18 protein-coding genes are annotated in these 20,570 nt (G+C 69.8%); 5 read left to right on the forward strand and 13 right to left on the reverse strand.

The window, feature by feature from the left end:
* Nucleotides 1-41 precede the first annotated feature (41 nt).
* From HDC34_RS11430 to HDC34_RS11465, 8 genes are all read right to left on the reverse strand, one after another.
* Complete coding sequence (locus tag HDC34_RS11430; protein ID WP_308807318.1) at nucleotides 42-1,073, reverse strand: DUF3445 domain-containing protein; 1,032 nt, start codon at nucleotides 1,071-1,073, stop codon at nucleotides 42-44.
* Nucleotides 1,070-2,095 (reverse strand): PDR/VanB family oxidoreductase, encoded by a 1,026-nt coding sequence (locus tag HDC34_RS11435; RefSeq protein WP_179556924.1) that lies wholly within the window; start codon nucleotides 2,093-2,095, stop codon nucleotides 1,070-1,072. Before HDC34_RS11435 ends, HDC34_RS11430 begins: the two co-directional genes overlap by 4 nt.
* Complete coding sequence (locus HDC34_RS11440; RefSeq protein ID WP_179556925.1) at nucleotides 2,092-2,808, reverse strand: dimethylamine monooxygenase subunit DmmA family protein; 717 nt, start codon at nucleotides 2,806-2,808, stop codon at nucleotides 2,092-2,094. The genes HDC34_RS11435 and HDC34_RS11440 overlap by 4 nt, the downstream gene beginning before the upstream one ends.
* Before the next feature lie 11 nt (nucleotides 2,809-2,819).
* Nucleotides 2,820-3,221 (reverse strand): ethanolamine utilization protein, encoded by a 402-nt coding sequence (locus HDC34_RS11445; RefSeq protein ID WP_218854962.1) that lies wholly within the window; start codon nucleotides 3,219-3,221, stop codon nucleotides 2,820-2,822.
* A gap of 87 nt (nucleotides 3,222-3,308) precedes the next feature.
* The gene (locus HDC34_RS11450) at nucleotides 3,309-3,641 is read right to left on the reverse strand and encodes a biopolymer transporter Tol (RefSeq protein ID WP_179557175.1); all 333 of its coding nucleotides are present in this window, start codon (nucleotides 3,639-3,641) and stop codon (nucleotides 3,309-3,311) included.
* Nucleotides 3,642-3,736: 95 nt separating this feature from the next.
* Nucleotides 3,737-5,554 (reverse strand): ABC transporter ATP-binding protein, encoded by a 1,818-nt coding sequence (locus HDC34_RS11455; RefSeq protein WP_257023107.1) that lies wholly within the window; start codon nucleotides 5,552-5,554, stop codon nucleotides 3,737-3,739.
* 66 nt (nucleotides 5,555-5,620) lie between these two features.
* Entirely contained in the window at nucleotides 5,621-6,949 is a 1,329-nt protein-coding gene (locus tag HDC34_RS11460; protein ID WP_179556926.1) for an enolase C-terminal domain-like protein, read from the reverse strand.
* Between the two features lie 146 nt (nucleotides 6,950-7,095).
* Complete coding sequence (locus tag HDC34_RS11465; protein ID WP_104311687.1) at nucleotides 7,096-7,995, reverse strand: LysR family transcriptional regulator; 900 nt, start codon at nucleotides 7,993-7,995, stop codon at nucleotides 7,096-7,098.
* 147 nt (nucleotides 7,996-8,142) lie between these two features.
* Between HDC34_RS11465 and HDC34_RS11470 the strand changes: the two genes are divergently transcribed.
* The 3 genes from HDC34_RS11470 (at nucleotide 8,143) to HDC34_RS11480 (ending at nucleotide 11,595) form a co-directional block, all read left to right on the forward strand.
* Nucleotides 8,143-9,102, forward strand: a complete 960-nt coding sequence (locus tag HDC34_RS11470; protein ID WP_104311686.1) for a 5-dehydro-4-deoxyglucarate dehydratase — start codon at nucleotides 8,143-8,145, stop codon at nucleotides 9,100-9,102.
* Between the two features lie 97 nt (nucleotides 9,103-9,199).
* On the forward strand, nucleotides 9,200-10,558 hold the full coding sequence (locus tag HDC34_RS11475; RefSeq protein ID WP_179556927.1) for an enolase C-terminal domain-like protein: 1,359 nt from the start codon (nucleotides 9,200-9,202) through the stop codon (nucleotides 10,556-10,558).
* A 62-nt stretch (nucleotides 10,559-10,620) separates the two neighbouring features.
* Nucleotides 10,621-11,595, forward strand: a complete 975-nt coding sequence (locus HDC34_RS11480) for a 2-hydroxyacid dehydrogenase (protein WP_179556928.1) — start codon at nucleotides 10,621-10,623, stop codon at nucleotides 11,593-11,595.
* Between the two features lie 218 nt (nucleotides 11,596-11,813).
* Here HDC34_RS11480 and HDC34_RS11485 read toward each other — a convergent pair whose 3' ends face one another.
* The 4 genes from HDC34_RS11485 to HDC34_RS11500 form a co-directional block, all read right to left on the reverse strand.
* Nucleotides 11,814-12,542 (reverse strand): sulfite exporter TauE/SafE family protein, encoded by a 729-nt coding sequence (locus tag HDC34_RS11485; RefSeq protein ID WP_179556929.1) that lies wholly within the window; start codon nucleotides 12,540-12,542, stop codon nucleotides 11,814-11,816.
* 70 nt (nucleotides 12,543-12,612) lie between these two features.
* Nucleotides 12,613-13,653, reverse strand: a complete 1,041-nt coding sequence (locus HDC34_RS11490; RefSeq protein WP_104311682.1) for an ABC transporter permease — start codon at nucleotides 13,651-13,653, stop codon at nucleotides 12,613-12,615.
* Complete coding sequence (locus HDC34_RS11495; RefSeq protein ID WP_104311681.1) at nucleotides 13,646-14,692, reverse strand: ABC transporter permease; 1,047 nt, start codon at nucleotides 14,690-14,692, stop codon at nucleotides 13,646-13,648. The genes HDC34_RS11490 and HDC34_RS11495 overlap by 8 nt, the downstream gene beginning before the upstream one ends.
* Before the next feature lie 34 nt (nucleotides 14,693-14,726).
* Complete coding sequence (locus tag HDC34_RS11500; RefSeq protein ID WP_179556930.1) at nucleotides 14,727-16,343, reverse strand: ABC transporter substrate-binding protein; 1,617 nt, start codon at nucleotides 16,341-16,343, stop codon at nucleotides 14,727-14,729.
* A 276-nt stretch (nucleotides 16,344-16,619) separates the two neighbouring features.
* On the opposite strand from HDC34_RS11500, the gene HDC34_RS11505 reads away from it, so the two are divergent.
* The gene (locus tag HDC34_RS11505) at nucleotides 16,620-17,648 is read left to right on the forward strand and encodes a 2-hydroxyacid dehydrogenase (RefSeq protein ID WP_179556931.1); all 1,029 of its coding nucleotides are present in this window, start codon (nucleotides 16,620-16,622) and stop codon (nucleotides 17,646-17,648) included.
* 120 nt (nucleotides 17,649-17,768) lie between these two features.
* Here the strand turns inward: HDC34_RS11505 and HDC34_RS11510 are convergent, their stop codons facing one another.
* Nucleotides 17,769-19,349, reverse strand: a complete 1,581-nt coding sequence (locus tag HDC34_RS11510; RefSeq protein ID WP_179556932.1) for an aldehyde dehydrogenase (NADP(+)) — start codon at nucleotides 19,347-19,349, stop codon at nucleotides 17,769-17,771.
* 353 nt (nucleotides 19,350-19,702) lie between these two features.
* Between HDC34_RS11510 and aqpZ the strand changes: the two genes are divergently transcribed.
* The gene (aqpZ, locus tag HDC34_RS11515) at nucleotides 19,703-20,467 is read left to right on the forward strand and encodes an aquaporin Z (RefSeq protein WP_179556933.1); all 765 of its coding nucleotides are present in this window, start codon (nucleotides 19,703-19,705) and stop codon (nucleotides 20,465-20,467) included.
* Nucleotides 20,468-20,570 lie beyond the last annotated feature (103 nt).

Genomic DNA, 20,570 nt, shown 5'->3' on the forward strand with positions numbered 1-20,570 from the left:
CAGGAACGGGAGCGCCCCGACCCGCGGCGAGAGCACCAGCATCACGCCGCCCCCGCCGCGCTCCCCTCGCAGACTCCCCCGTACTCGCGCAGCCACCTGATGCCCACCTCGCGGGTGCGCGTCACTCCCTTATACTCGGCCATGTCGGCTGGCAGCTCCTCGAGCACCTCCACCGTTCTCGCCGCCCACTCTGGCACGGTCGCCAGGGCCGCGAACGGCAGCAGGTAGCTGCGGATCAGGAACATGATGGCGTTCGACTCGGGGAGGCGGATGAGGTGCTGCACCTCGGTCCGCAGGTGCAGCCTGTCGCCGACCGCGACGAGCGGGCCGTCGACAAGCGAGGTCCGGTCCGGACCCCACTGCGGGTACGTCTCCGTCGACGTGTCGAGCTTGCCGTCGACGGTCAGTGTCCAGTTCGTGCGCCGGTAGCTCTGCCCGGGCTCGAGCCGCATGATGAAGGCCTGCGCCCGTGGGATGACCCCTTCGTCGTGGACACGCGGCACCGGTCCGTGGATCTCGAGGAACGACATCCCGACATCGAACCCGAACGACCAGTCCGCGGCGAACGTCACGAGGCCGGCGTCGGCCCACAGCTCCCCGTCACGCTGGTCGAGGAGCACGACGTCCTCCTGCAGCTGCTGGTCGATGAACCCGAGGGGCCCTTCGGGCATCGACGAGGTCTCGCCGACCGCGAAGCACCGGTCGATGCCGAGGAGACCGTTGTGCCAGTGCCAGCCGCCGCCCTCCCTGGTGAGGCTCATGTGCTGCGGGTACGCGTCTGCGAGCTGCTCCATGAGCACGAACATCGCATCCCACGCGGCTGGCACCATGTGCGGCAGGCACTGCAGACGTGACGGGTCGGCGCTCAGGATGCGTGCCCGCTCGGCGAGCTCATCGCCATAGCAGTGGTCGATGTCGACCGGATGCTCACCCCAGGAGCCGGCCGCCGTCGGCCGCGGCACCGAGGCCGGCTCCACGTTGGTGCTGTAGCGGTAGGTCTCTTTCGGGAAGGGGAACGGGAAGCCGGCGACGGCGACGGAATGGTCGGCCTTGCCGGTGGCGGATGCGGTCACAGTTCGATCTCCAGGATCTCGCCTCTCGGGCGGGAGACGCACGGCATGAGGCAGTCGCCGCGGTCCTTCTCCTCATCGGTGAGGAAGCTGTCGCGGTGGTCGATCCCCGCGGGGCCGCGCGCGTCAGCGCACTGGGAGCCGGACGGCGCGCGGACGGCGACGCGGCACTCGCCGCACACGCCTTGCCGGCACAGGTTCGGCACTGGCACGTTCTCGGCGAGCAGCGCATCGAGCAAGGTGACGCCGGACTCGACTCGGATCGTCCGACCGAGGCCCAGGAGCCGCGCCTCGAATGGCTCGCCCGGGTCGAGGGCGGGCGGGGTGAACGCCTCTGCGTGGAGGCGCGCCTCGGGCCAGCCGGCCGCGCGAGCGGCTGCCTGCACCGCGTCGATCATGGCGACCGGACCGCAGACGTAGAGGTGCGCGCCGAGTGGCTGGTCGAGCAGGGCCGCCGCGAGGTGCGTGTGCAAGGCGGCGCGGCTCGCGCAGGCGGTCAGGCGGCCCCCGCTCAGGCGCTCCAGTTCATCCCGGTGCGCTCCCCCGCCCTCCCCGTACGCGTACACCACGTCGAAGGAACGCCCCCACTCGGCCGCGGCCCTGGCGTGCGAGAGGATCGGGGTGACCCCGATGCCGCCCGCGATCAGCAGGTGGTGGCGTGCCGCGAGCACAGGCGGGAACGCGCTGGATGGGACGCTCACCGTCACCTCGTCGCCGACGCTGAGGCCGTGCATCCATTTCGAGCCGCCCCGGCCCGCGTCGTCGAGGCGCACCGAGATCGCGTAGTGGTCTGGGCGCCGCCCACTGCCGGTCAGCGAGTACGAGTTTCGGCCGCCGTCGCCGAGCTGCACCGCGATGCTGCTGCCCGGCGCGAAGGATGGAAGGGAACGGCCCCGCGGGTCGCGAAGCGTGAACGAGCGGACGCCCCTGCTCAGCTCCGCGATGCCGGAGACGACGAGGTGAAGCGCGGCGCCGGCAGCAGGACGGCGGGTCGTCGCAGCGTCGGCTGCGGGAGCGCCGGTCACGCGAGCACCGGTTCGCTCTGGCTGCGCTCTGGCGCGATGTTCCTGGTCCGGATACCGGCATCCAGGTCTGGTTCAGCAACCTCGGCCTCAGCGAAGTACCCGAGGTAGGCACCCTGGCTGCGCGAGAAGTGGGGGTAGACCGTGAGGTGCAGGCCGCATCCCGAGCACGGCACGCTTCCGCCTGTCGGCGCACTCGTCTTCGCCTGGCAGTGTCCGCAGTGCACGAGGACCTCGGCGACGCCTGGCTCCGGGGCCGTGAGCGCGAACTCGATCTCCTCGTCGAGCACGCCGGCGTCGTGCAGGATGGCCCGCAGCGCGCCGAGCGCGAGCTCGTCGCCGACGACTCGGAACCGCCACCCCGTGCGCGCGGCCCGGAGCGCCTCGAGGATCCGGGCTCCCGACGCGGCCGAGGTCGCGTCCTCGAGCTCGACCGGCACCGTGTCACCGGACGTCGACCGCGCCGTCTCGGCGGGCCAGGAGTCGCTGGAAGTCGTGTCGCCTGGCCCTGACTCGTTGGGAGCACCGCGTTCGGGCACCCCGCCATCTGGCGCTGTGCCGACCACGAACGTCATGGTGCGCGCTGGGCAGACCGCGTCGCATCCGGAGTCGGTCGCCTGCTGGTTCCCCGCTTCGAGCAGCTGCCGCCATCGAGCTGAACTGGTGGCGGTTGCGCTCACGCCCGGCCCGACCTCGGCCGGTTGCATGGTGGACATCGCCATGATCGTCAGGGAGCGACGGAGCGGTGGCCGACGTAGAACGCGAGCGCCGAATCCTCGGTGCTGAAGAGGATGCGCGACCCCTTCGGGAAGAAGATCGCGTCCTTCGGGCCGGCATACGACACCTGTCCGGTGTCGACGTTCTCGAGCCGGAACGTGCCGGAGATGACGACCTTCATCTCGTCGTAGTCGTAGAAGTAGTCGAGCGGGGCGTCGCTGTGGGTCAGGGCGAAGTAGCCGGCCGACATGGCGGAGTCGTCCGGGTTCGAGTAGACGTCGGCGATGTAGCCCTCAGTGCCCGGGTACTGCTCGAGCGGCATCCTGGGCAGCTGTGACCAGAAGTCCGGGGTCACGCGGAACGGTGGAACGGCGGTGGCCACGGCATCGGTGCTCATGAATTCTGTGCTCATGAACCAAGTATCGAGTGAACGGAGTTTCCTGGGTGTAAACACTGGTGGTCGATCATGTGCCCGAGCGACCCGCCGCGATCGGCAGCGTCAGACGCTCTCCGGGGTCGTCCGGTCGAGCTCGTCGAGCTCAGCGAGCGCCTCCCGGGCCCGCTCGAGTCGAGCCGCCTCCGGTTCCTCCCACCAGCGCGGACCGCGCTCGCCCAGCCCGTGCTTCGCGAGCCCGACGCGCTTGCGCGACGCCGCCACCGCGGAGTCGTCGCCCCGACGCTTCGCAGCACCCACGCCCGATCGCCCGCGGCCGAGATGCGACTTCAGCCGTTCGACGACGTCGGTGGGGAGACTCGGATCGGTGCGCCGCCAGCGCCGGCCCTTGACGACGAGCCAGCGCTCCTCGTCGGAGTACTCGTCGCCGACCGCCAGACCATCGACCCCACTGCTCGTCCCGCCAGTCGTGCTGCCAGCACCCCCGGCGGCACCTCCTCCTGCCCCGCTCGCCTCGCCCATAGGCGCCGAGCCTACGCGGCGTGCGAGCTTCCGTGACCGGGGATGGCGTCGATGAGCTTGCGCGTGTAGGGCTCCTGCGGCTTCATGAGGATGTCGCCGGTCTTGCCCAGCTCGACGAGCACGCCGTTCTTCATGACGGCGACCCGGTCTGAGATCTGCGCGACGACGGCGAGGTCGTGCGTGATGAACAGGTAGGTGAGGTCGTTCTCCTGCTGCAGCTCAGTGAGCAGGTCCAGGATCTGCGCCTGCACCGACACGTCGAGCGCCGAGACTGCTTCGTCGAGCACGATGAACTCGGGCTCGAGGGCAAGGGCCCTCGCGATCGCCACGCGCTGGCGCTGCCCGCCGGACAGCTCGTCCGGGCCGCGGTTCAGGAACAGCTGCGGCAGCTGGACCTGGTCGAGCAGCTCCCGCACCCGCTTGGCTCGCGACTTCGAGTCGCCGAGCTTGAACGAGACGAGGGGCTCTGCGATGAGCTGCTCGATGGAGAAGCGGGGATTCAGTGACGCGTACGGGCTCTGGTACACCATCTGGAACCTGCGGCGAAGGGCTCGCAACCGTTCACCCTCGAGGTCGGTGATGTCCTGGTCGTCGAAGACGATGCGGCCGGAGGTCGGCTTCTCGAGGCGCAGCACGAGGCGCGCCGTCGTGCTCTTGCCGGAGCCGGACTCCCCCACGACCGCGAGCGTCTCGCCGCGGTGCAGGTCGAAGCTCATGTCGTCGACCGCGGTCAGCGTGCGCTTGCCACCGCGCCCGCCGGGAAGCGCGAACTCCTTGGTGAGGTTCTCGACCCGCAGCAGCGGCGCGGTGATGTCGGGAGCCCCAGCACGCGCATCCGCCGCTCGACTCGACGCCTTGCCCGTCGCCTTGTCGGTCACGAGCACGGTGCGCGCCTCGTGGCTGTGCAGGCTCGGCGCGGCACGCAGGAGCTTCTTCGTGTAGTCGTGCTGGGGGCGGAGCATGACGTCGTCGGCCGTGCCCGTCTCGACGATCTCGCCCTTGCGCATCACGATGATGCGGTCGGCACGGTCGGCCGCGACTCCGAGGTCGTGCGTGATCATGAGCACGGCGGTCCCGAGCTCCTTCACGAGCCCGTCGATGTGGTCGAGGATCTGCTTCTGCACTGTCACGTCAAGGGCACTGGTCGGCTCGTCGGCGATCACCATCTCCGGCTGACCTGCCAGCGCCGTCGCGATGAGCGCGCGCTGCTTCATGCCACCCGAGAACTCGTGCGGGTACTGCTGAGCACGGGCCGCCGGCTCGGTGAGGCCTGCCATGTCGAGGAGTCGCACTGCCTCGGCGTGCGCGTCCTTGCGGCTCGCGAGTCCGTGGATGAGGAGCGGCTCGGCGACCTGGGCGCCGACCTTCGTCGTCGGGTTGAGGGAGAGGGCCGGGTCCTGCGGGACGAGGCCGATGCGCCGACCGCGGATGCCGCGCCACTGCGCGTCGCTGAACCCCTGGATGGGCTCCCCGTCGAACTTGATCTCTCCCGAGGTGACCGTCGCATTCGGTGCGAGGAGGTTGATGAGCGCGTGGGCCACCGTGCTCTTGCCGGAGCCGGACTCGCCGACGACCGCGAGCACCTCGCCGGCGTACAGCTCGAACGAGACGTTCCTCACGGCATCGACGGCGCGTCCGCCGATGCCGTAGGAGATGCAGAGATCGCGCACCGAGAGGAGCATGGCCTTCTCCACTTCTTGATCGGATCGAACCTGATCGGGTTGAGCCTGGCCGTTGAGGGCCTCGCCATTCGGGGCCACCTCGTCCCGGCTTCCGGCCTGGCCGGCCGTCGCGGCCAGTTCGTCGGCCTGGAGCTGCTGCTGCGTCATTCGCTGGTCCATTCTCACACCTCGTCGTGTTGGATTGGTTGCTCTGGGGTGCCTGTGCCGCGTCCGCTAGGCGCGGATGAGGGCGGGCCGCTTCGGGTGGAATGCCCACTCGGGCATGAAGGTCTTCATCGCGAACGCGTCGTCGCGCGCCGAGTTCTCGAGGCTCAGGTAAAGCTCGTGAGCGCGGTTCACCGCGCCGTCATCGAGCGTGACGCCGAGGCCGGGTGCCGTCGGCACCTGGATGACGCCGTCCTCGATCTTGGGTGCGGCCGTCGTGAGCTCCTCGCCGTCCTGCCAGATCCAGTGCGTGTCGATCGCCGTCGGCGTTCCAGGGGCCGCCGCTGCGACGTGCGTGAACATCGCGAGACTCACGTCGAAGTGGTTGTTCGAGTGCGAGCCCCAGGTGAGGCCGAGCTCGTCGCACAGCTGGGCGACGCGCACGGAACCGCTCATGGTCCAGAAGTGCGGGTCGGCGAGCGGGATGTCGACGGCCTGCGAGCGGATCGCGTGCCCCAGCTCGCGCCAGTCGGTCGCGATCATGTTCGTGGCGGTTCGCAGCCCCGTGGCGCGGCGGAACTCCGCCATCACCTCGCGTCCCGAGTAGCCGTTCTCCGCGCCGACCGGGTCCTCGGCGTACGCGAGCACGCGCTTCAGGTCGGGGCCGAGGCGCAACGCCTCGGCGAGCGGCCAGGAGCCGTTCGGGTCGAGCGTGATGCGCGCATCCGGGAACTCGGCGGCGAGGTCGGTGACGACGGCGGCTTCGACGGCCGGTTCGAGCACGCCGCCCTTGAGCTTGAAGTCGCGGAAGCCGTAGCGCTCCTGCGCGGCCTTCGCGAGCCGCACGACCCCCTCGCTGTCGAGGGCGCGCTCGCGGCGCACCGTGCCCCACGCGTCGCTCGTGTCGTCGCCGCGCAGGTAGTCGAGTCCGGTCGCGTCGGGGTCGCCGACGAAGAAGAGGTAGCCGAGCACGTCGACGGCCTCGCGCTGCCTGCCGTCGCCGAGGAGCGACGAGATCGGCAGGCCGAGCTGTTGCCCGAGGAGGTCGAGGAGCGCGCACTCCCAGGCGGTGACGACGTGCACGGTCGTGCGGAGGTCGAAGGTCTGGGCGCCGCGGCCGGCGCTGTCCTGCCACGCGAATTCCTGGTGGATGCGGCGCAGGATCGCGCGGTAGTCGGCGACGGGCTTGCCGACGATGAGTTCAGCCGAGGCGATCAGCGTCGATCGGATGCTCTCCCCGCCGGGGACCTCGCCGATGCCGACGCGTCCTTCGCTGTCGGTGAGCTTCACGAGGTTGCGAGTGAAGAGGGGCGCGTGGGCTCCGCTGAGGTTCAGCAGCATGCTGTCGTGGCCCGCGACCGGGATCACTTCCCACGTCTCGACCGTCACCTGGTTCATAGCTCCGCCTCCATCGCCGCGCTGAGTGGTCACGCGTGGCTTGGGCCACGCCGTATTGCCACTCTAAGGAGCCGCATCCATTCGATCGAGAGCGTATTCGGCATGACCGGATGCGCGTTGAGCATCAATGCCGTCCGAGGCCGCGCTCACGCGTTGCGCTGCATGAGCTCGACGACCGCCGCTACGAGCGGGTTGTCGGAGTCCTCCCGCCACGCGATGTCGAGATGCACGCGGTTGTACGGCTCCGACCGGTCACCGTCGGCAACCGGCCGGCAGATGACGCCGTCGGGCGCGAGCTGCGTCGCGGACTCGGGGATGAGCGCGACGCCGATGCCAGCGTTCACGAGCGCAAGCAGTGCAGGCACCTGGCCCGCGTACTGCACGATGCGCGGGTGGCTGGACGAGGCGACGAACATGCTGAGGAGCAGGTCGTGGAAGTAGCGAGCCCCGCCGGGCGAGTACATGAGGAGCGCCTCATCGTTGAGGTCGCTCAGGAAGATGGGCCCGGTGAACTCCGCGAGCCGCGACCCCCGCGGGAGGGCGAGCACCAGGCGCTCGGTGAGCACCGTCGTCGACTGGACGCCTGGGCGGTCCCGCATGGGACGAAGGAGGCCGATGTCGACCGTGCCGCGCTCCAGCTCGTCCATCTGGTCGACGGTCACCGACTCCTGCAGGATGAGCTGCAGCCCGGGCAGCTCCTCCGCCGCCGCCCGCAGCAGCTTGGGCAGCACGCTGTGGGCCGCGACCGCCGTGTACCCGACGGTCAGCGTGCCGGTCGCCCCCTCTCCGACGGCGCGGACATCGGCCGCGGCCTTCGCCGAGAGGTCGATGAGCTTGCGTGCGCTCGGCAGGAGGGTGCGCCCGGCCTCGGTGAGCGCGACACGGCGGCTCGTGCGGACGAACAGCTGCGTGTCGAGCTCGCGCTCCAGCTGCTGGATCTGGCGGCTGATGGGCGGCTGCGTCATGCGGAGGCGCTCGGCGGCCGCGCCGAAGTGCAGCTCCTCGGCGACCGCGACGAAGCACTCGAGCTGAACGAGGGTAAACATCAATTCACTCCCAACATTGATTCATCCACACTTTAGTTTGTTTGCGCATCCATAAGACCATAGCGTCGCAGATAGCCGGGCAACCAACTCGGAACAGCCGCACCGTGCAACGACGCACCGCGGAGACACGCAACTAAGGAGATCGACGTGCTCGACAGAATCCTCTTCTTCCCGGTCACCCCCTTCACGGCCGACGATGCCGTCGATGTCGCAGCCCTCGCGCAGCACCTCGAACAGGGGCTCGCCCATGAGCCGGGCGGAATCTTCATCGCCTGCGGCACCGGCGAATTCCACGCGCTGAGCCTCGACGAGTACACGACCGTCGTGGACACGGCCGTCACGACCACCAAGAAGGCCACGCCGGTGTTCGCCGGGGCCGGCGGGACGCTCGCCGACGCCAAGGCGCAGGTGCGCAGCGCCGAGGCAGTCGGAGCGGACGGCATCCTCCTCCTCCCGCCATACCTCGTCACCGGCCCCAGCGAAGGCCTCGTCGCCTACGTCGAGCAGGTCGCGGGTGCCACGACGCTGCCCGTGATCGTCTACCACCGCAGCACGGCCCGGTTCGACGAGCACACCGCCGTCGCCGTCTCCCGCATCCCGAACGTCATCGGCCTCAAGGACGGCGTGGGCGACATCGACCTCATGTCCCGCATCGTGCGCTCCGTCACCGACGAGACCCAGTCGCGCGGCGAGGACTTCCTCTTCTTCAACGGCCTCCCCACGGCAGAGATCGCCCAGGAGGCGTACAAGGCCATCGGCGTTCCCCTCTACTCTTCGGCGTCGTTCGCGTTCGCCCCCGACATCGCCCTCGCGTTCTTCGACGCCGTCGAATCCGGCGACAAGGAGCGCCTCGCCGAGCTCAACCGCAGCTTCTACCACCCCCTCGTGCGCCTCAGGAACTCGGTCCCCGGGTACGCCGTGTCGCTCGTCAAGGAAGCCACGAAGCTCGCCGGCATCAACGCCGGCCACGTGCGCGCGCCCCTCATCGACGCCAAGCCCGAGCACGTCGAAGAGCTCAAGAAGCTCATCGACGACACCAGGGCCCTCCTCGCGAAGCGCGCGGCCACCCCGGCCGAGCAGGACCGCGTCGCGACCCCCGTCGCCTGAGCCTGAGCGCACCCGGTTGCGCTGACGAAGCGCAACCGGGCGCGCTCGCCCGCAACGACGAACACACCTCGTTCAACGACGAACACAGGGAGACGACATGACCGCGCAGAGCACGTCCACCGCATCCACGACCGCATCCGAGTTCGCGTCCACTTCGACTGCCGCCGCGGCGGCGGCCTTCGACCGGAACCCGCAGAACGAGATCGCCGCCGTCACGATCACGCCGGTCGCCTTCAAGGACCCGCCCCTCCTGAACACCGTCGGCGTGCACGAACCGTACGCGCTCCGCGCGATCGTGCAGGTCACGACCCGCTCGGGCCTCACCGGACTCGGCGAGACCTACGGCGATGCACCCCACCTGCACCGCCTGGCCCTCGCGGCGGATGCCGTCGTCGGCATCAACGTCTTCGACACCAACCGCCTGCGCTTCGCGGTCGCGCAGGCGCTCGCGGCCGACACCTCGCAGGGCGGCCACGGCATGAGCGGCATGGTGACCGGCTCAAGCACGGCCGACCGCGTCCTCTCCCCCTTCGACGTCGCGGCGCTCGACCTGCAGGGCAAGATCCTCGGCGTGCCCGTGAGCTCGCTCCTCGGCGGCGCGATCCGCCCGGAGGTCGCGTTCAGCGGCTACCTGTTCTACAAGTGGGCCGGCCACCCCGGCGCCGGCGCCGACGAGTTCGGCGAGGCGCTGAGCCCAGAAGGCATCGTCGAGCAGGCACGCCAGCTCGTCGACGGCTACGGTTTCTCCGCGCTCAAGCTCAAGGGCGGCGTCTTCGAACCCGACCAGGAGATCGCCGCGATCCTCGCCCTCGCAGACGCCTTCCCCGACCTCGGGCTGCGCCTCGACCCCAACGCCGCGTGGAGCGTCGAGACGTCGCTGCGCGTCGCGAAGGCCCTCGAATCGTCGCTCGAGTATCTCGAGGACCCCACCCCGGGCCTCGCCGGCATGGCCGAGGTGCGCCGAGGCACGACCCTCCCCCTTGCCACGAACATGTGCGTCGTGAGCTTCGCCGACGTGAAGCCCGCCGTCGAGCAGGGCTCCATCGACATCGTGCTGTCCGACCACCACTTCTGGGGAGGCCTCACCCGGTCGCGCACCCTCGGCGGCCTCGCCGAGTCGCTCGACTGGGGCCTGTCGATGCACTCCAACTCGCACCTCGGCATCAGCCTCGCGGCGATGGTGCACCTCGCCTCCGCGACGCCGTCGCTCAGCTACGCGTGCGACACGCACTGGCCCTGGAAGCAGCCGGACGAGGACGTCGTCACCCACGACCTCTCCTTCGTCGACGGCTCGGTGCTCGTGCCGACCGGGCCCGGCCTCGGCGTCGAGCTCGACGAGGACGGCCTCGCGAAGCTGCACGAGCAGTTCCTCGAGAGCGGCATCTCGCAACGAGACGACACGGGCTACATGCAGCGCTTCCAGCCCGACTACACCGTCGCCAGCCCCCGCTGGTAGCGGCAGAGCTCGACTTCCCCGCCCAGCCGCCGACCCACCCCGGAGAGAGTCAGAGACTCCGCATGCGCATCCTCGTCACCGACCCGATCATCGCCCGCTTCGCGGAGCTCCTCGCGCAGACGGAGCGCGCGCACGAGTGGAGCTTCGCCGCCGAGCTCGGCCCCGCGGAGCTGGACGACGCGCTCCGCGGGGCCGACGTCGTCATCGCCTCCGTGCTCACGCCTGAGCAGGCGGCTTCGCTTCGCCCGGACGCGCTCCTGCACGTCACGGGTGCCGGCGCCGACCGCGTGAGCGTCGATGCGCTCCCGCCTGGCGTGACGATCTGCAACACGGGACACCACGGGGCGGCGATCGCCGAGCACGTCGTCATGACCGCGCTCATGCTGCGCCGGCGCGCGCTGGAGGCGGATGCGCAGATGCGCGCGGGCCGGTGGCGCACGATCGGCAACGACGCGAGCATCCCGTTCCACCCCATGCTGCGCGGCACGACGATGGGCCTCCTGGGCCTCGGCGAGATCGGCACGGAGGTCGGGCGCCTGGCGCAGGCCCTCGGCATGCGCCTCACCGCGCTCCGGCAGCGACCGGATGCGCCCAGTCCAGACGGGCTCGACGTCGCCGAGGTCTACGGCCCCGACCGGATGCTCGAGTTCGTGGGGGGCGCCGACGTGCTCGTCGTCTCCATCCCCCTCTCTGAACGCACACGCGGCATGATCGGCGCGGCCGAGCTCGCGGCCGCGAAGCCCGACCTGCTGCTCATCAACGTGGCCCGCGGCAGAGTTGTCGACGAGGACGCGCTCTTCGACGCGCTCTCCGAGGGCCGCATCGGCGGCGCCGGCATCGACGTGTGGTGGGGAGCCCCCGACTCTGAGGGCCGCGTTCCCGCATCCGTCGAGCGCTTCTCGACCCTCGACAACACCGTGCTCACGCCCCACTACTCCGGCCACGCACGCCAGGTCTTCGAGCAGCGCGCCGCCGACATCGCGCGCAACATCGACCTGCACGCGGCCGGGTTGCCCCTGGAGCGCGTCATCCGGTAGCCGGCGCCCCGCTCGCCACCCGCCCCGCCCCGTTGTCCCGCTCGGCGCACAGACATACGTCAGATGCAGGTTCGTCCCCCCACGAACCTGCATCGCTCGCATGTTCGCCCCTCCGCTGGAGGTAGAGCGCGGGTGTCAGCCCAGCAATTGCAGGTTGGTTCTTCAACCAACCTGCACTTCTCGTGTGGCTGCGCCGGGACTCAGGCAGGACGGCGCTGTCACCCGAGCAGCTGCACGAGCTGCGTCGCGACGAGCAGTGCGCAGCCGAGGAGGGATGCGCCGAGCGCGAGCCGCTTCGTGCGCGTCTTGTCGAGGTGCGGGGTGATGAAGCGGCTCGCGACGAAGCCCAGCAGGACGACGGGGACCATCCACAGCACGACCGTCCAGGTCTGCGGTGCGACGGCACCGAACGCGAGCAGCAGTCCGAACGAGATGATCGACCCGACCAGCAGGAACGCCGAGAGCGTGCCTCGCAGCCGCGCCGAGTCGGAGCCCTGCCAGATGATCGCCATGGGCGCCCCGCCGATCGACGTCGTCGTGCCCATGACGCCGGAGGCGGCCCCGGCGACGATCTGCGACCAGCGCGTGACCTCCGGAGCCCAGCCGCGCAGCGAGAAGACCACACCGGTGACGACGGTTGCGACGACGACCCACGAGAGCACGGCGGGCGCCATGACGGTCACGAGCAGGGCCCCCGCGACGCTGCCGGGCACCCGCCCGACCAACGCCCACCCGGCGCCCCTGAGATCCAGCGAGTCCTTCTCCGCGACCGTCACGATCGAGGTGAGGAGGATCGACATGATGATCACCGTCGCCGGCAGCAGCGCCGGGTCGATGAGGGCGATGAAGGGTGCCGCGAGCATCCCCATCCCGAAGCCGATGCCGGCCTGCAGGCAGGAGGCGGCGAAGAAGATGACCGCGAGGGCAGCCCAATCGGCCGGAGTCATGCTGCGACTCCGGCCGATTGGGCGTGCCCGGCGCGTGGCGCCGGAAGGCGTTGCTTCGGGAGGATGAGGGTCACACCTCGCCGGCGGGCTCGCGCGTCGGGAGCGACGGGCGGAGCTTCACCTTGGCGGACTTCTGCATGAGCCGCCACTTCTGGTTCGGGTCGGTCGCGATGCGCAGCCAGGAGGCGAGCACGTTCGCTGCGACGGCCGTGATGACGATCGCGAGGCCAGGGAGCACCGAGAGCCACCACGCCTGCTGCAGGTACTGGCGCCCCTGGGCGACCATGAGCCCCCAGCTGACGTCGGGCGACTGCACGCCGATGCCGAGGAAGCTCAGCGACGACTCCGCGAGCATGACGTAGCAGAACTCGAGCGTCGCGAGCGTGACCAGGGTGGGCACGACGTTCGGCACGATGTGGCGGAAGATGATGCTGCGCGGCTTCGTGCCGAAGTTGGTGGCCGCGTCCACGAACATCCGCGACCGCAGCTCGGCGGCCTCGGCCCGCGCCGTACGCAGGTAGATCGGGATGCGGGTCAGCGCCAGCACGGCGACGATGTTCGCGAGGCTCGGGTTGAAGACGTACAGGATGACGACCGCGAGCAGCAGCGACGGGAAGCTCATGATGATGTCGGCGATGCGCATTGACACCGACTCCCGCCAACCGCGGAAGTAGCCGGCCCAGACTCCCCAGATGGATCCCACGATGAGGGCCACGAGGACGGCGGGGACCGCGACGCCGAGCGTTGTTCCCGTCGCGATCACGAGGCGCGCGAGCATGCTGCGCCCGAGCGAGTCGCTGCCGAGGATGAACGCCCAGCCGTTGTCGAGGCTGAACGGGGCCAGGTTGATGGCCGTGAGGTCCTGCTTGGAGGCGAGCTCCCCCACGAGCAGCGGCCCGAAGACGGCCACGAGGGCGATGAAGGCGAGCACGGCGGCCGCGACCGTCGCGACCTTGTCCTTGAGGAGCAGCGTGAAGAGCGTGGGTCGCTCGGCGCCGTTCCGCTCGCGCTTCTCCTTCTGCAGGAGCACGTTCGTCGTCGCGGGCGGCTGCTGCGGGGCGGCGCCCGTGCTGGGGCCGCCGGGGACCTGTGGGTTCTGCGGGTCAGACATGCGCCTTGCCCTTCTCTGCGTCGCTGCTCTCGGTGCCCTTCGCGGCCGACTTCCGTGCGGCCGCTCCGGCGGCGTCGCGCTTCGCATCCTTGTCCGTAGGACGGATGCGCGACTGCTTCGCCACCGGTCGCACCCGCGGGTCGAGGAGCGCGTAGCCGAGGTCGATGAGGATGTTGAGGATGAAGATGGACAGGGCCGTGATGAGCACCGCGGCCTGGAGCACGGCGAAGTCGCGCTGCAGGATGGAGTCGATCATGAGCTTGCCGATGCCGGGCCAGCCGAAGATGGTCTCGACGACGACCGCACCGTTGATGAGGCCAACCGTGAGGTCACCGGCGACCGTCAGTGCGGGAGCCGCCGCGTTGCGCAGCGCGTGCTTGAACACGACGCGGAGCTGACCCGCGCCCTTGCTGCGGGCCACCTTGATGAAGGGCTGCCCGAGCACGCTCACCATGGAGCCTCGGACGATCTGCGTGAGCACCCCGACGGGCCTCAGCATCAGCGTCGCGATCGGCAGGATCCAGGAGAGGCCACCGCTGTCGACGCCCGAGGTGGGCAGCCAGCCGAGCGTGATCGCGAAGATCCAGATGCCCATGATGGCGAGCCAGAAGTCCGGCACGCTGGCGGCGGCCATCGAGAAGAAGCTCGCGATGCGGTCGGCGACGCCGTTCGGCTTGAGGGCCGCCCAGCTGCCGATGATGATCGCGAGGACCACCGTGAGGAGCATCGTGACGCCGGCGAGCTGCAGCGTGGCCGGGAAGGCCCGCAGCACCATGGCCGCCGCGGGCTCTCCCGTGCGAAGCGACTCGCCGAAGTCGAAGCGCGCCACCCCGGAGAAGTAGTTGACGATCTGCATCCACAGCGGCTGGTCGAGCCCGTTGCGGACCGCGAAGTCCTCTTTCATCTGCTCCGTCGCGTTGAGCGGCAGGTACAGACTCGCCGGGTTTCCGGTGAGGCGGGCCAGCACGAACACGCCGAGGACGACGGCCACGAGTGGCAGCAGACTGGAGACGATTCTGGTTCTGAGATAAGTCCACATGAGCGGCTGCTTTCTCCAGGGTGGCGGGCGGCCGTCAGGCCGCTGGCTTCACCTCGGCGATGCGCAGCTCGTCGCCGCTCGCCGAGTTCGGCTCGTAGGTGATGCCAGACGCGATGCCCAGGAGGCCCGTCTGGTGCGCGATGTGCGCGAACTGCACGATCTCCTCGTTCTGGTCGGCGAAGATCTGCTCGTAAGCGGTCTGCCGCTCGTCGCCGGAGGTCTTGGCCGCGGCGTCGAGCTTCTGGTCGAACTCGGGGGTGCCGAACGTCGACTGCGCGCCCGTGGAGCTCATGTACTGGTCGACCGTGAACTGGGCATCACCGGCCTGGTTGCCGTGCTGCACGAGCAGCGCGATGGGGCCCTCGTTGGTGACGAACGGGCGCAGCTGGTACTGGAGGTGCTGCGTCGTGTCGACCATCCGGAGTTCCACGTTGAGGCCGGCCTGGCTGAGCTGCTCCTGCAGCACCTGCGACAGCTCGTTGACCTTGGGGAACTGCGCCGTGCGGGTCACGAGGGTGATCTTGGTGTCGACGGGGACCCCGTCGGCCTTGGCCTCGGCGACGAGCGCCTTCGCCTGGTCGAGGTCGAACTCCCACGGCTCGAGCGAGTCGTTGTGGCCGACGACGCCCTCGGGGATCAGCTGGGACGCGACGACGTCGCCGTTCGGGTAGAGGGAGGCGATGATGCCGTCCTTGTCGATGGCGAAGTTGATCGCCTGGCGCACCCGGATGTCATCGAGCGGGGCGATGTCGCCGGAGAAGCGGAGCGCGATCGTCTCGTTGTTCGGGTAGCTGACGCCGTTCTCGCCGATGCCGTCGTCCGGGCTGAGGCCCATGGCGATGTCGGCTTCGCCGCCGGTGATCATCGCCGCGCGGACGGTGCCCTCACCGCGCCACTGGTACTCGACCGATGGGTAGGCGGGAGCCTCGCCCCAGTAGCCGTCGTAGGCGCCGAGGGTGAGCTTCGTGCCGACCTCCCACTGGTCGATCTGGTAGGGGCCGGTGCCGACGGGCTCGCGCACCTTGTCGGTGGTGCTCGTCGACGTGGGGACGATCTCGATGAACGAGAGCTTCAAAGGGAGGATGGGGTCTGGTTCGGGCGTCGTGACCGTGAGGGTGGTCGCGTCGACTGCGTTGACCTCGAGGTCGGACTCACCGAACACGTAGCCCTCGACGTTGCAGCCGAGGTCGCTGTTCACGGCCCGGTCGATCGAGAAGGCGGCCGCTTCCGCGTCGAAGGGGGTGCCGTCCTGGAAGGTCACGTCGTCGCGAAGGGTGAAGGTCCACTCGTTGTCGCTCGTCTGCTCCCACTCGGTGGCGAGCAGCGGGTCGAGGTCACCCGTCGTGGGGTTGCGCTCGATGAGCGGCTCGGTGATGTTGGAGCGCACGACGACACCGGTCGACGTGAGGTTCGCCTCGCAGGGCTCGAGTGTCGGCGGCTCCTGCTGGAGGACAACACGGAGTGCGCTGGCCGCACCTCCGCCGCCTCCGGAAGCGCCGTCGGAGTTCGCGACGGCGCAGCTGCTGAGGAGCAGCGCGGCGGCACCGACGGCCACCGCCTTGCTGACGGATGCGAGGGGGCGGCGCGCTGGGGACGGCCTGTTGGATGCGGTGCGCCCGAGTGTCGGGGATGGTTCGTGTGAAGAAGACATCGTTGTTCCTCCGGTGTTGTGAACTCGAGGGCCGAGCCCTGAGTCAGTGGTTCTCCTCGTTGAGACGCCTTCAGCTTGGGCGCGTCGATTCGACTGCGTCAACACGACTGGGCGAGGGAGCCGCGGGGGACGGCGGGAGGCGCGGGGCCGGAGTCAACCCTAGCGACCCGCGTGCCCTAGTGATTACTGGCAAGACTCGCATCCATGCGCCGAGTGGATCAATCAATGCAAAGTGCATCTTGGACCAGCATCGGTCCTGCGACCTACGATCCAGACATGGAATCCCCTCTCGCAACGACGCCAGACGCCGCCCCCGCCAGCACTGCCGCGGCCACCGCCACCCCAGCGGCGACCACCGCGACCCCCACCGTGCTGCGCGTCGGTCCCCTTATGCCGCAGCTCGAGCAGGAGCTCATCGCCGAGTTCGATGCGCCGATCATCTCCGCGGTCGCGAGCGAGCTCACCGCCGAGCAGGAGGCGGAACTCGCCGACGTGCGCGTCGTCGTGACGGGCGGCCGGTTCGGGGTCTCACGCGCACTCATGGAGCGGCTCCCCTCGCTCGAGGCGATCGTGAACTTCGGCGTCGGATACGACACCACCGACACGAGCGCAGCTCGCGATCGGGGCATCGCCCTCAGCAACACCCCTGACGTGCTCAACGACTGCGTCGCCGACACCGCCCTGTCCCTGCTCCTCGACGTCTACCGCGGCATCAGCGCCTCCGACCGCTACGTGCGGGCCGGCTCGTGGGCCAGGTCCGGCAACTTCCCGCTCACGACGAGGTTCACCGGCACCCGCGTCGGCATCGTCGGGCTCGGGCGCATCGGAAGCGCGATCGCCAAGCGCCTCTCGGGCTTCGACTGCCCCATCAGCTACCACAATCGGCGTGAAGTCCCCGGCTCCCCCTTCCGGTACGTCGACTCGCTTGTGGAGCTCGCACGGAGCAGTGACGCGCTGGTCGTGGCGACCGCTGGGGGCGCGGACTCGCAGAAGCTCATCTCGGCCGAGGTGCTCGAGGCGCTCGGGCCGAACGGTGTCCTCGTGAACATCTCCCGCGGCTCCGTGGTCGACGAGGATGCGCTCGTCGCGGCCCTGCAGGCTGGCACTATCCGCGGCGCGGGCCTCGACGTGTTCGCCGACGAGCCGAACGTCCCGGAGGCGCTCATCGGTCTCGACAACGTGGTGCTGCTCCCCCACCTGGGAAGCGGCACGCGGGAGACTCGCGACGACATGCGGCAGCTGGTCGTCGACAACCTCAGGTCGTGGCTCGCGAACGGCGCGCTCGTGACGCCGGTCAAGCTCTAGCTGCGCATCGGCCAGATCGCGCCGAGCGGGCCTCGCTCGGACGCCGCGTGAACGGAGCTCACCCGTCCGGGTGAGCTCCTTCCACGTTCAACGAGTCGGCGCTTCGTTGGGCGCCGGGGCTCAGTACCCGCTCGGCAGCTGGATGCGCCCCTCGACGAGGCGCGGCACGCCCCACTCGTTCGCATCGCGCAGCGCCTCGGGCAGCAGCGCGTCGGGCACGTCCTGGTAGGCCACGGGGCGGAGGAACCGTTCGATGGCGAGCGCCCCGACCGACGTGGAGCGCGCATCCGACGTCGCCGGGTACGGCCCGCCGTGCACCATCGAGTACCCGACCTCGACGCCCGTCGGCCAGCCGTTGAACAGGATGCGCCCGACCTTGCGCTCGAGCACCGGCAGGAGCGCGCGGGCCGCGTCGGTGTCGTCGTCGGTCGCGAGGACCGTCGCGGTGAGCTGGCCTTCGAGCTGCTCGGCGAACTCGCGGAGCTGGTCGGCGTCGTCGTAGCGCAGCACGAGCCCGGCAGCACCGAAGATCTCGCCCTCGAGCGCCTCGCCGAACGCCTCGACGGCTTCGCTGAAGACGATGGGGGCCGGCGCGTTCAGGGTCGAGTCGCCCTGCCCCCTCGCCACGACCGTCGCCCCGGACGCCTCACGTTCCGCGACGCCCTCCCGGTAGGCGTCTCCGATGCCGTGCGTGAGCATCGTCTGCCCGTTCGCCTGGGCGATGCGCTCGCCGACTTCGCGCAGGAACGCGTCACCCGCGTCGCCGCCCGGCACGAGCACGATGCCGGGGTTCGTGCAGAACTGTCCGGAGCCGAGCGTGAGGGATCCGACGTAGTCGGCCGCGACCTTCTCGGGGTCGGCCGCGAGGGCGGCCGGGAGCACGAAGACCGGGTTGACGCTGCTCATCTCGGCGTACACGGGGATGGGCTCGGCCCGCTGCTGCGCGATGCGAACGAGCGCGAGTCCACCCGAGCGCGAACCGGTGAATCCCACAGCCTTGATGCGCGGGTCGGCGACGAGCCCCTGTCCGATCACCCGACCCGAGCCGAACAGCTGCGAGAACACCCCGCTCGGCAGCCCGGAGGCCTCGACGGCGCGGGCGATGGCGTGGCCGACGAGCGACGCGGTGCCGAGGTGGCCGCTGTGAGCCTTCACGATGACGGGGCTCCCTGAGGCGAGCGCGGACGCCGTGTCCCCACCTGCCGTCGAGAAGGCCAACGGGAAGTTGCTCGCACCGAAGACCGCGACGGGGCCGAGGGGAATCTTTCGCTGGCGGATGTCGGCGCGGGGCAGCGGGGTCCGATCCGGCAGTGCCTCGTCGATGCGGGCGCCCTGCCAGCCTCCTTCGGCGATGACCTTCGCGAACAGTCGGAGCTGGCCCGTGGTGCGACCGACCTCACCGGTGAGGCGCGCGACGGGAAGCCCGGTCTCCTCGTGCGCTCGGGCGATGATCTCGTCCTTGTCGGCCTCGATCTCCGTCGCGATGCGCTCCAGGAACGCCGCCCGGTCGGCCGGTGACGTCGCACGGTAGACGTCGAACGCGTCGTGCGCGGCCTGCACGGCCAGCTCGAGCTCCTCCGCGGTGTTGCTGCGGAAGGCCGGCGCGAGCACCGCCCCGTCTGCGGCGCGACGGGCGACGAGCTCGTCGCCTCCCCCGAGCTCGCTGCTTCCGGCGATGAGCGAATGTGGTGCCAGCGTCATTGCGTGCCTTTCGTCGTGCGTTGGAGCCTCGTGCGGCGACGAGCCTCGTGCGGTACTGAGTCCTTCTTCGAGGCTATGGCCGTCCGCCGACACTGGCGCTTCAGATTCGGCATGACCCGATGCAGTTTCGACATGCTCCCGGCGTCGGCATCGGTGTCGGCCCCGAGCGAAGCGACACGGGGCCGGGAACCGCCCCGAGCGACCAACCGGTGGGTTTTGTCGTACACTTCAGAGTCGATTCAGGGGGAACGATCCCCCAGGCGAGCCCTGGGTCGTGGGACGAGCATCCTCGTTTCCGAGATCACCGCGCGGTGAGAATTCTGATTCCAGCCGCCCACCTCCTAGGAGCATCTATGACCACCGATGTTGCAATCGCCGACGTCGCCATCGAACGCGACCCCTCGACGACCAGCCGCCTCGCCGCCGAGTTCTTCGGCACCTTCCTGCTCGTCTTCGGCGTCATCAGCGCCGCGATCTTCTCCGCGGCCAACGGCGTCGCCGAGACCGGAATCGGCTGGGTCGGCGTCTCGCTCGCCGTCGGCATCACCGTGATCGCAGGTGCCTACGCGGTCGGCCACATCTCGGGCGGCCACTTCAACCCGGCCGTCACCGTCGGTGCCGCCGCGGCTGGCCGCTTCGCGTGGAAGGACGTGCCCCTGTACGTAGTCGCGCAGATCCTCGGCGGCATCCTCGCCACGACCATCGTCGTCCTCATCGCCTCGAACGGCCCGGACGGCTTCCTCGCCGCGGCGCAGGCGGGCGGCTTCGCGTCGAACGGCTACGGCAAGGCGTCGCCAGGCGGGTTCGGCCTCGTCGCCGTCATCGTGACCGAGATCGTCGCGACGGCGCTCTTCCTCTACGTCATCCTCGGTGTCACCGACCGCCGCGCGCCGAGCGGCTTCGCTCCCCTCGCGATCGGCCTCGCGCTGACGCTCTTCCACCTCATGACGATCCCCGTGTCCAACGCGTCGCTCAACCCAGCCCGCTCCATCGCGACGGCCGTGTTCGGCGGGTCCGAGCCGCTCGCGCAGCTGTGGGTGTTCATCCTCGCCCCCGTCCTGGGCGCCCTCATCGCTGGCTTCACTTACAAGCCGCTCTTCGAGGGGCTTCGCAAGTAGGGCCCTCCATTCGGACCACCGCTCGCCTCGAGCGAGACCGCCGCGGGGCGGCACCAGTTCCTGCTGGTGCCGCCCCGCTGTGGTCCGCTCGCGCTGCCAGCGT

The organism is Pseudoclavibacter sp. JAI123 (assembly GCF_013409665.1).
Taxonomy (GTDB): Bacteria; Actinomycetota; Actinomycetes; order Actinomycetales; family Microbacteriaceae; genus Pseudoclavibacter.

What these genes read in the sequence shown, in the direction of transcription:
- HDC34_RS11440 (WP_179556925.1), bottom strand. Translation starts at nt 2,808, where the DNA reads ATGTCCACCATGCAACCGGCCGAGGTCGGGCCGGGCGTGAGCGCAACC.
- HDC34_RS11505 (WP_179556931.1), top strand. Translation starts at nt 16,620, where the DNA reads ATGGAATCCCCTCTCGCAACGACGCCAGACGCCGCCCCCGCCAGCACT.
- HDC34_RS11500 (WP_179556930.1), bottom strand. Translation starts at nt 16,343, where the DNA reads ATGTCTTCTTCACACGAACCATCCCCGACACTCGGGCGCACCGCATCC.
- HDC34_RS11460 (WP_179556926.1), bottom strand. Translation starts at nt 6,949, where the DNA reads ATGAACCAGGTGACGGTCGAGACGTGGGAAGTGATCCCGGTCGCGGGC.
- HDC34_RS11485 (WP_179556929.1), bottom strand. Translation starts at nt 12,542, where the DNA reads ATGACTCCGGCCGATTGGGCTGCCCTCGCGGTCATCTTCTTCGCCGCC.
- HDC34_RS11480 (WP_179556928.1), top strand. Translation starts at nt 10,621, where the DNA reads ATGCGCATCCTCGTCACCGACCCGATCATCGCCCGCTTCGCGGAGCTC.
- HDC34_RS11465 (WP_104311687.1), bottom strand. Translation starts at nt 7,995, where the DNA reads ATGTTTACCCTCGTTCAGCTCGAGTGCTTCGTCGCGGTCGCCGAGGAG.
- HDC34_RS11445 (WP_218854962.1), bottom strand. Translation starts at nt 3,221, where the DNA reads ATGAGCACAGAATTCATGAGCACCGATGCCGTGGCCACCGCCGTTCCA.
- HDC34_RS11455 (WP_257023107.1), bottom strand. Translation starts at nt 5,554, where the DNA reads ATGACGCAGCAGCAGCTCCAGGCCGACGAACTGGCCGCGACGGCCGGC.
- HDC34_RS11510 (WP_179556932.1), bottom strand. Translation starts at nt 19,349, where the DNA reads ATGACGCTGGCACCACATTCGCTCATCGCCGGAAGCAGCGAGCTCGGG.
- aqpZ (WP_179556933.1), top strand. Translation starts at nt 19,703, where the DNA reads ATGACCACCGATGTTGCAATCGCCGACGTCGCCATCGAACGCGACCCC.
- HDC34_RS11495 (WP_104311681.1), bottom strand. Translation starts at nt 14,692, where the DNA reads ATGTGGACTTATCTCAGAACCAGAATCGTCTCCAGTCTGCTGCCACTC.
- HDC34_RS11490 (WP_104311682.1), bottom strand. Translation starts at nt 13,653, where the DNA reads ATGTCTGACCCGCAGAACCCACAGGTCCCCGGCGGCCCCAGCACGGGC.
- HDC34_RS11475 (WP_179556927.1), top strand. Translation starts at nt 9,200, where the DNA reads ATGACCGCGCAGAGCACGTCCACCGCATCCACGACCGCATCCGAGTTC.